This is a genomic window from Mesorhizobium sp. M4B.F.Ca.ET.089.01.1.1 (genome assembly GCF_004022605.1).
Classification (GTDB): Bacteria; Pseudomonadota; Alphaproteobacteria; order Rhizobiales; family Rhizobiaceae; genus Mesorhizobium; species Mesorhizobium abyssinicae.
This window is the reverse complement of the sequence record NZ_RZOS01000316.1, coordinates 1-6,812: the sequence shown is the minus strand read 5'-3', so window position 1 is coordinate 6,812 and position 6,812 is coordinate 1. Positions and strand designations below refer to the sequence as shown.

The following is a 6,812-nucleotide window of genomic DNA, read 5'->3' as shown; positions in this document are numbered from 1 at the left end:
ACCTGGATTCGAACCAGGACTAACGGAGTCAGAGTCTTTTAATTTTCGTTGAAATTAAACGATAAAGTGCCGTCATGTCGCGCTTATGTCGCATTGGCGGCAAAGAGACGGGTTTCAGCGTCCGCCAGCGCTTGAGCCTCGTCGGCCGCCGGGAACAGATGACCGTAGGTATCGAAGGTGATCTGGATCGAGGAATGGCCCATGCGGGTCTGCACCGCTTTCGGCGACAATTCCAAGCCGCCATCGGCCTTGCTGTTGATACACCATGACGCAAACCAGTGCCGTAGCGAGTGAAGGCCGGTATATTTGGCCTTGATCACTGGCTCGCCGTCATCACCCTTTTCCGTGACCGTGACCCCGGCCTTGATCAGCGTCGGTAGCAGCCCGCGCTTGATGATGTTCGGGTGCCACTCAACATTGCCCTCGCCGTTCGGGAAAACAAGATCGTGCTCTCCTTTGGGGCAAGCGAGGCGCCATTCCTTCAAGGTGTTGATGACCATTGGCGGCACAGGGATTGTACGCTGGCCCGCGTCGGACTTCGGCATGCCGATGACGTGATGGCGATCGGCGCGGCGCCGAACATGGATCTGAGCCTTTTCGAAATCGACATCAGCCCAGGCGAGCCCGCGAAGTTCCGAGGCGCGCATGCCGGTAAAGATGGCAGTCACGAGAAAAGGCCTGTAGCGGCCCTGCACGCCGACGATGGCGCGCACCTCTTCCATGGTCGGGATATCGACGCCATAGCGAAGCCTCGCTTTCTGGCGCTTCTCTGTCTTCCCTGCACCGGAGCCTCGGCGCTTCGACATCTCATGCACGGCATTGCGCACGACAAGCCCGCGCTCCTGAGCGTCGGAAAGAATGCTGCCCAAGCTTACAGTCACGCGCTTGACCATCGCCGACGAACGGTCTTCGGCGCGCAGCTTCTCCTGGAAGGCGCGGACGAAAGGCACCGTGATCTTGCTGAGCTTGGTCGCGCCGATCATCGGCTCGATGTGCAGGGTAACGTGCTGCTTGTATTGATCAATGGTGGTTCGCTCTAGGCCGGCGGCAGCGCAGCTCTTCAACCAGTCGGCCGCCGCTTCCTTAAGTGTCACCGTCTCGCTTTCTGCGACGTGGACGCCCTCGCGGACCTCAACGTCGGTTTTGCTGGCAAAGGCATCGGCGTCCTTTTTCTTGGCAAAGGTCTTCAGCCGGCGAACGCCCTTCGTGTCGGCATAGTCAACGATCCAGGCCTCTTTCTCGACGCCCTTGGCGGTAGTCCATTTCCGTTTCCGAACTGACATGTCGATTTACCTCCATCGATCATGTTGCATCATGTCGCATAAAAATCCGCTAGTCAAGATTGTCGTTCTGGCCGGGACTTGTTGATAAGTCGCGGGAGGTACTTGCAATGGAACAAACCGTGAATTAGATTGGCCGTGTCGCTGTTTGAAATCCACGGCAGCGGCCAACTAACTAGACCTCTAGGCCCACACACGTGCGAAGCATGGGAGGGCCGAACCTGCCTCAGGGAAGGGGGCACGGAGAGCAAGCGGAAACTTAACCCGCGCTCGCTGTGCCTTTTTTGATTCAAGGACCGTGAGCGCCCCTTAGAACGGAGCTTGCGGTTGAATACCAACCTTCCCGACCATGACCTTGATCTCATTTGGGGCGCCGACGCGATAGCGCGCGCGCTCAATCTCAACACCAAACAGGCCTTCTATGCATTGGAGAGCGGCAAGCTGCCGGCCCGCAAGGTTGGCAAGCGCTGGGTCACCAGTCGCCACGCGCTGCGGCAATACTTTTCCAGCCTCCTGGAGGCGCGGCCATGACGCCCCAAGCCAAATGGAAACTGGCGAACCCGAAAGCCGTTTGGGCTCAGAACGCGCTGCGGAGCGCCGTTAAGCGCGGCCTTGTCATCCAACTTCCCTGTGAGCAATGCGGCTCGCTGGACGCCGAGGCGCATCACCCTGACTACGATCGGCCGATGCAAGTTCGCTGGCTGTGCCGGCTGCATCATCGTCGCATGCATATGCGCCTCAATTGCCAGGAGGTGCTGCATGGCTAATCAGGGCGCCGCACGCAAAGACAAGGGCAAGCAGTTCACCATAGGTGGCCAATTTCTCTGGCAGCTCGTCGAGATGAAGGAATCGCCCGCCTGGCGGGTTCTTTCACAATCTGGACACCGGGTTCTGTCCCGGCTGGAAATCGAGATGGCGCACCACGGCGGCAAGGACAACGGCAAGCTACCGACGACGTTCGACCAGTTCGAGGAATACGGCATCCACCGGCATGCTATCGCGCCCGCCATTCGCGAGGTGGTGGCGCTCGGTTTTGTTGAGATCACTGAGAAGGGCAGGGCAGGAAATGCCGAGTGGCGCCGGCCCAGTCTTTTCCGTCTCACCTATCGTGAGACACCTCTTTGCAAGCCCACTGACGAATGGCGGAAGATCGAGACGATGGAGGAAGCCGAGTTCATCGCAGCCGTGGCTCGGAAGGCCCCAGAGAAACAAAACTCCAGTGGCGGAAAACGCCAAATCTCAGTGCGTAATCCGCACCACAAACCCGGATTCCTTAGTGCGGAAACCATCACTACAGGGCTCAGTGCGGAAACCACCACTACCTCTATATCTCGGGGTGCATAGGCAGATGGCACATGTAGCAGCAGCGATCATTCCCTTCCCTCTGGTTCAGCGCACCGGCAAGATCCGTGATGTGGCAACCAAGATGTTGGCCAAGACCACTGAACGCCATGCCGAAAGCTATAGGGATCAGGTAACGGCGGCCCTCCTGAGCCACATGATGCGCCTGGGAGTGGCTGAACATGAGCGAGATCGGCAACTCGGCCAATTCTGGTCGGCGGTCCAAGCTGAAATCATCCGGCAATGCTACCGGGGGCAAAAACCGGGTGGAAACGCAGCGTAATAGCGTAATGCTCTCCGAACGATCGCGCCGCCTTTTTCTCGGGGCGGGCCGCAAATGTTGGCAAACGGCAGCGAACGCTGATCTGACCAGCGGATTATATGTCCGCAAGTCGTCAGTTAAGTCGTTGAAATAGCTAGGCAATAATTTCCATGTCGCGGGCGTGTTGCATGGGAATCTGCCCTGTGATAGGAATGTTGTCCTAGGCAAAGCAGGGGCCGAAAGTGCAGGCAGAAGCGACACAGAAGCGGCGGGAAAGCGGCAAGGGTGCGAAGCAGACGCGCGCCGGCAAGCTGCGTTTGCCGTCCCTCGACGACCTGGACAAGCGCACGGCGGCCTATCGTGAGGCTACCGAGCTTCGCAACAGGATCGCGAGCGAGAGGGGCGGCTTGGACATTCTGGACGTTCGGACGCTCGCCAGCATCGAAAGCTGGGCTGTCGCCACCACCATCATCAAGGGGATGGAAGTCTCCTGGCTTCAGGGCTTGCCCGTGGACTTCACGGAATACAGCACGATGCTCAATGCCAGGCGCCGCGAGGGTGAGATGATCGGCGCTCCACAGCCTCGTGATGTCACTCCGAGCTTGCGCCAATACCTCGCAGGGCAGGCTGCATGACTGTCGCCGCCGGCATCACCATCGACAAGGCACTGAGAGACCCGAATCTGTTGGGTGCTGCTCTCGGCACGTCACCGACCTGGGACACATGGATTGCCATCCTCCGGGCCGCCTATGGCCTGCCGTTGAGCGATAGCGAGCGCGTGGCCTTCGATGCCGTTGCTGGTGGCAGGGAACCGCCCAAGGGCCGCGTGCGTGAGCTGTGGTGCATCATCGGCCGCCGCTCGGGCAAGTCACGCATTGCCGCTGCCCTGGCCTCGTTCATTGCCGCCTTCAACGAGCATGGCGACAAGCTGGCGCCTGGTGAGGTCGGGACCATCCTCGTGCTTGCCGCATCCCGCGTGCAGGCCGCATCGGTCTTCAATTACATCCGGGCCTTCTTCGAGTCCTCCAAGATCCTCAGCCAGCTTATCGACACCGTGACCGCCGACGAGATCAGACTGCACGGCAACATCGCCGTTGGCGTTCACACCAACTCGCACAAGACCGTGCGCGGCCGAACGCTGCTTGCCTGTGTCTTCGATGAGGTGGGCTTCTGGCGCGACGAGACGACCTCGCTTCCCGACGTTGAGACCTATCGTGCGGTGCTGCCGGCGCTGGCGACGACCAAGGGCATGTTGATTGGCATCAGCTCGCCCTATGCCCAGAGGGGATTGCTGTACACCAAGCATCGCGATTGCTTCGGCAAGGACGACAGCAACGTGCTGGTGGTGCAGGCCGCCACGAAAATCCTCAATCCGACGATCGATCAAACCATCATCGATCAGGCCCACATCGATGACCCGGAAGCGGCGGCGGCGGAATGGGACGCGCATTTCAGGGGCGACCTGTCCACCTTCGTGGATAGGGCCGTGGTGGAGCGCTGCGTCGATCCTGGAGTGAAAGAGCGCCCTTACCAGCGCGCTTACCGCTACGTGGCCTTTTGTGACCCGTCCGGTGGCGCTCACGATTCGATGACGCTGGGTGTAGCGCATAGGGAAGGCGAACTGGCCTTGCTGGACTGCGTTCGCGAGGTGCCGGCGCCCTTTGCCCCGCCGGATGTGGTTTCAGAGTTCTGCCGGGTGCTGCACACCTACAAGATTACGACGGTCACCGGGGACCGCTATGCCGGCGCCTGGGTCTCCGATGCCTTCAGAAAAGAGGGCATCCGCTACATTTCCTCAGAAAGAAATCGCTCGGAAATTTACCTGGACGCGCTGCCCGGCCTGATGGGTGCACGGTATTCCTTGCTCGATAACACGCGGCTGGTGAGCCAGATCAGCCTGCTTGAGCGCCGCACAACCCGTGGTGGCCGTGACAGCATCGACCACATGGCCGGCGCCTCTGACGATCTTTGCAACGCCGCGCTTGGCGCGCTGGTGCATGCGCCCAATGCCGGGCGCGCTGCTTCTCCTGCCCTCTCGAACGGCCAGAGGCCGACCGTCAACCTAGGCTATCCCGGCACAAAAAAGCGGATGCTGGCGAGGCCTTCAACCCCGGTGAGATGATGACTGATCTACCAACCCAACTTGCCGATGCAGAGTCCCGACTGGAGGCCGCCCGAAAGATGGCCGGTGTTGCCATGCTGGAAGGCCGCGACATCGACCATATGGCGATGTCCGCGATCGAGGCGGAAATCACCAGCATCCACGCGGCCGGCGGCGAGATCGCGCGGCGTGAGCGTGAGGCCGCAGCGACGGCAGAGAGAACCCGGATTGCCAGTCTCGAAGACAAGCTCAAGCGGCTGAACTCGGAACGCTACGAGGCCGCGACAAAGGCTCAGGAGGCCGCAGAACAGCTTTGTGAGCACATCAAGCTGTGGCGGAGCATGAATGCCGATTGCGCCCGCGTGGCGCGGAGCCTGAACCCGAAAAACGGCGCTGGTATCCTGGACAATCCCGATACCGAAATCCGGATTTCCCGGATGCTGGCGCACGCCCTGAAGCCGGTTAGCGGCCTTCGCCGCCGGTTCGGCCTGATCTCTTTCCCTGAAGCGCCGTTGGCCAGCGGCGACTGGGCTGAGACCGAGAAAAAGATAACCGAAGCCGCAATCCTGGCCGTCCTCAAAGGAGACGACGCATGGTGACGAAACCTCTTGAACTGATCGCGGACGGTCGAGCCGCGCTCGAATATTCGAGCCTGACCGAGCCGGGCACCGACACGCCAATCATGTGGCTTTGCCGCCCTGATGGCGAGCGCCTGGAACTCATGCACGGACGCGAAGCGGCTGAAGCCCGCGCTTCCGCCCTCATCGACAAAGGAGCCCTGTGATGGCCAAGACCGAATTGAACGCCGCTGATTTGAAACCCGCATCGCGACTGGCGCCCGTCATCGATCCCGACCGCGTCACGCTGCATGCGAATGGTCAGGTCTGGCGGGAATATATGATCCGTTGCCCGTCTGACATGGTTTCCGACGACCTGAAGGAGCCGGGAATCTGGCGCAAGCTTCAGGCATCGGGCAGCCGCAACTCCCTGAAGAAATTCGACCGGCTCTTCATCGTCGCATTCGATGAATCCTGGGTGGCAGAAGCGATCGTGGCGAGCGCCGATAACAAGGGCGCGGTGTTGGCCAAGCCTCGCCTTACCAGCATGCCCGAGCGCTATGACAAGCTGTTCAACGACGGCACCTACAGAATCGAGTGGAACGGCTTCGGCTTCGTGTCCGTGCGCATCGCTGACGGCCACGTGATGACCCAGGCTGTACCAAGCGCCGCCCTGGCCGAACGTCTCCTGGCCCAGCTCTATCCGGCGAGGGTAGCCTAGTGGGCACGACCAACGGAAGCCAAGTTTCAGACCCGGACTACCGCGCGCTCCGCTTCAAATGGCTGGCGATCCCCAATGGCAATCAGGGAAATGCGGTGTCCCTGAACATCTATCACGACCGTACTGTCCAGATCGGCGGGACATTCGGCGCTGGCGGCTCAGTCACGATACAGGGCTCCAATGACGACGGCGCCAATTGGGTCGCGCTCACAGACCCGCTTGGCAATGCGCTGACGTTCACTGCGGCCGGCCTGAAGCCCATTACGCAACTTCCGCACAAGATTCGTCCCAGTGTCACCGCTGGCGACGGAACGACCTCGATCAACGTCTGGCTACATGCGCGAGGAGCCAACCGATGAGCAACGAACTTATCAAGACTGAGAATCCTGGCGCGAGTGGAGCAGGCTCCGCGACGGGTGAAGGCCTAACGGGTGGGGCCGCGCGGGTGGGATTTGCCTCTCTCCCTGCCGACCCCACCCGTAAAGCTGAAATCGAATCCATTATGCGAACCGACTTCGCGCGCTACGAATCGGAAGGCCTGGACCAGGAA

Annotated in this window: 11 protein-coding genes and 1 pseudogene; 11 read left to right on the top strand and 1 reads right to left on the bottom strand. The window is 60.6% G+C overall.

Annotated features, from left to right (window positions below; translation table 11 throughout):
• Positions 1 to 83: 83 nt before the first annotated feature.
• Positions 84 to 1,283 (bottom strand): site-specific integrase, encoded by a 1,200-nt coding sequence (locus EN780_RS24100; RefSeq protein WP_128275524.1) that lies wholly within the window; start codon positions 1,281 to 1,283, stop codon positions 84 to 86.
• Positions 1,284 to 1,607: 324 nt separating this feature from the next.
• Between EN780_RS24100 and EN780_RS24095 the strand changes: the two genes are divergently transcribed.
• The 11 genes and pseudogenes from EN780_RS24095 to EN780_RS39765 form a co-directional block, all read left to right on the top strand.
• Positions 1,608 to 1,811, top strand: a complete 204-nt coding sequence (locus tag EN780_RS24095; protein ID WP_128275523.1) for a DNA-binding protein — start codon at positions 1,608 to 1,610, stop codon at positions 1,809 to 1,811.
• Complete coding sequence (locus EN780_RS24090; RefSeq protein ID WP_128275522.1) at positions 1,808 to 2,047, top strand: hypothetical protein; 240 nt, start codon at positions 1,808 to 1,810, stop codon at positions 2,045 to 2,047. The genes EN780_RS24095 and EN780_RS24090 overlap by 4 nt, the downstream gene beginning before the upstream one ends.
• A complete protein-coding gene (locus tag EN780_RS24085) occupies positions 2,040 to 2,624 on the top strand; it encodes a hypothetical protein (protein ID WP_128275521.1) in 585 nt (194 codons plus the stop codon). The genes EN780_RS24090 and EN780_RS24085 overlap by 8 nt, the downstream gene beginning before the upstream one ends.
• A 4-nt stretch (positions 2,625 to 2,628) precedes the next feature.
• Positions 2,629 to 2,904, top strand: a complete 276-nt coding sequence (locus EN780_RS24080; RefSeq protein ID WP_245500103.1) for a DUF6074 family protein — start codon at positions 2,629 to 2,631, stop codon at positions 2,902 to 2,904.
• A 221-nt stretch (positions 2,905 to 3,125) separates the two neighbouring features.
• A complete protein-coding gene (locus tag EN780_RS24075) occupies positions 3,126 to 3,518 on the top strand; it encodes a hypothetical protein (protein ID WP_128275520.1) in 393 nt (130 codons plus the stop codon).
• Positions 3,515 to 5,005, top strand: coding sequence for a terminase (locus EN780_RS24070; protein ID WP_245500100.1), 1,491 nt, complete (start codon positions 3,515 to 3,517; stop codon positions 5,003 to 5,005). Before EN780_RS24075 ends, EN780_RS24070 begins: the two co-directional genes overlap by 4 nt.
• A 59-nt stretch (positions 5,006 to 5,064) precedes the next feature.
• Positions 5,065 to 5,583, top strand: a complete 519-nt coding sequence (locus EN780_RS24065; RefSeq protein WP_128275519.1) for a hypothetical protein — start codon at positions 5,065 to 5,067, stop codon at positions 5,581 to 5,583.
• A complete protein-coding gene (locus EN780_RS24060; RefSeq protein ID WP_128275518.1) occupies positions 5,577 to 5,768 on the top strand; it encodes a hypothetical protein in 192 nt (63 codons plus the stop codon). The genes EN780_RS24065 and EN780_RS24060 overlap by 7 nt, the downstream gene beginning before the upstream one ends.
• A complete protein-coding gene (locus tag EN780_RS24055) occupies positions 5,768 to 6,262 on the top strand; it encodes a hypothetical protein (protein ID WP_128275517.1) in 495 nt (164 codons plus the stop codon). The genes EN780_RS24060 and EN780_RS24055 overlap by 1 nt, the downstream gene beginning before the upstream one ends.
• The gene (locus tag EN780_RS24050) at positions 6,262 to 6,621 is read left to right on the top strand and encodes a hypothetical protein (RefSeq protein WP_128275516.1); all 360 of its coding nucleotides are present in this window, start codon (positions 6,262 to 6,264) and stop codon (positions 6,619 to 6,621) included. Before EN780_RS24055 ends, EN780_RS24050 begins: the two co-directional genes overlap by 1 nt.
• Positions 6,618 to 6,812 (top strand): annotated as a pseudogene (locus EN780_RS39765) (hypothetical protein); the annotation flags it as partial. The gene EN780_RS24050 and the pseudogene EN780_RS39765, both read left to right, overlap by 4 nt.

Bases quoted from the DNA above. Each gene is read 5' to 3' on its own strand.
- EN780_RS24100 (WP_128275524.1), bottom strand. From the start codon at position 1,283: ATGTCAGTTCGGAAACGGAAATGGACTACCGCCAAGGGCGTCGAGAAA.
- EN780_RS24090 (WP_128275522.1), top strand. From the start codon at position 1,808: ATGACGCCCCAAGCCAAATGGAAACTGGCGAACCCGAAAGCCGTTTGG.
- EN780_RS24085 (WP_128275521.1), top strand. From the start codon at position 2,040: ATGGCTAATCAGGGCGCCGCACGCAAAGACAAGGGCAAGCAGTTCACC.
- EN780_RS24070 (WP_245500100.1), top strand. From the start codon at position 3,515: ATGACTGTCGCCGCCGGCATCACCATCGACAAGGCACTGAGAGACCCG.
- EN780_RS24055 (WP_128275517.1), top strand. From the start codon at position 5,768: ATGGCCAAGACCGAATTGAACGCCGCTGATTTGAAACCCGCATCGCGA.
- EN780_RS24065 (WP_128275519.1), top strand. From the start codon at position 5,065: ATGGCCGGTGTTGCCATGCTGGAAGGCCGCGACATCGACCATATGGCG.
- EN780_RS24060 (WP_128275518.1), top strand. From the start codon at position 5,577: ATGGTGACGAAACCTCTTGAACTGATCGCGGACGGTCGAGCCGCGCTC.
- EN780_RS24080 (WP_245500103.1), top strand. From the start codon at position 2,629: ATGGCACATGTAGCAGCAGCGATCATTCCCTTCCCTCTGGTTCAGCGC.